General features: G+C 62.4%; 1 protein-coding gene. It reads left to right on the forward strand.

The window, feature by feature from the left end:
* The first annotated feature begins 105 nt into the window (after window positions 1–105).
* A complete protein-coding gene (locus AB4048_RS28770; RefSeq protein ID WP_442205346.1) occupies window positions 106–1,254 on the forward strand; it encodes an IS4 family transposase in 1,149 nt (382 codons plus the stop codon).
* Window positions 1,255–1,276 lie beyond the last annotated feature (22 nt).

The following is a 1,276-nucleotide window of genomic DNA, read 5'->3' on the forward strand; positions in this document are numbered from 1 at the left end:
GCCACTGCTGTCCGGTTTAATTTGTGTAGACATGGTGCACGGTGTTGATTCTACTCGTGTTCGAGCGTTTGGCGACGATCTCGGACACGAAGGAGGATCAACCCCGTGCGGCACAACAATAGCGTCTTTCATGATGTTTTGAAGCGCGTTCCATGGGCTGTCTTTGACAGGCTTGTGGAGGAGCACGGCGCCGACAAGCATGTTCGGCGGTTGTCGACGAAGACCCAGCTGATTGCCCTTCTATACGGACAGCTGGCCGGCGCGGTCAGTTTGCGCGAGATCGCCGGCGGTCTGGAAAGCCACGCAACGCGCCTTTACCATCTCGGTGCCCGGCCAGCCTCGCGCTCGACGCTTGCCGATGCCAATGCGAAGCGCTCGAGCGCGGTGTTTGCCGGCCTCTTTGCCGAACTGGTGGCAAGGGCCGGACGCGGCCTGCGCCGGGCGATGGGCGAGGCGACCTATCTGATCGATGCGACAGGGGTGCGCCTGTCCGGGGCCGGATCGCAATGGGCGCGGTTTTCTCATCAGGCCTGCGGCGCCAAAGTCCATGTCATCTACGATGCAGAAGGTGAGCGGCCGATCTATGCGGCCGTCACACCCGCCAATATCAACGATATCACCGCTGCCAAGGCGATGCCGATCGAAGCCGGCGCCACCTATGTCTTCGATCTCGGCTATTACGACTTTGGCTGGTGGGCCAAGATCGACGAGGCCGGATGCCGGATCGTGACGCGGTTCAAGTCGCATACGCCGCTGACCGTGACACGCGAGCAGGCGGTGACGCAAGCCGGCCCCATYCTGTCAGACCGCATAGGCCTTCTGCCGGCGCGCCAGGCCAAAAACCGCAGGAACCCGTTCAGCGATCCGGTGCGCGAGATTACCGTCAGAACGGATGCAGGAAAGGTGTTGAGGCTGCTCACCAACGACCTCGATGCGCCGGCGCAGGAGATCGCCGATCTCTACAAGCGCCGCTGGGCGATCGAACTGTTCTTCCGATGGGTCAAGCAGACGTTGAAGATCCGGCATTTCCTCGGCACGTCCGAGAATGCCGTCCGCATCCAGATCGCCGCCGCCCTCATCGCCTTCCTGCTGCTACGCATGGCGCAGGCCGATCAGAAGCTCGTCCACAGCCCACTCGCTTTCGCCCGCCTGGTGCGCGCAAACCTCATGCACCGCCGCCGCACCGACCTCCTCCTCAAGCCTCCGCCAGACCCGCCAGGCGACACCAGACAGATGGTGCTCAAATGGACCTGAATTTAAACCGGACAGCAGTGGC

Origin of the sequence: Rhizobium sp. RAF56, from assembly GCF_052113965.1 — a bacterium.
GTDB lineage: Bacteria > Pseudomonadota > Alphaproteobacteria > Rhizobiales > Rhizobiaceae > Rhizobium.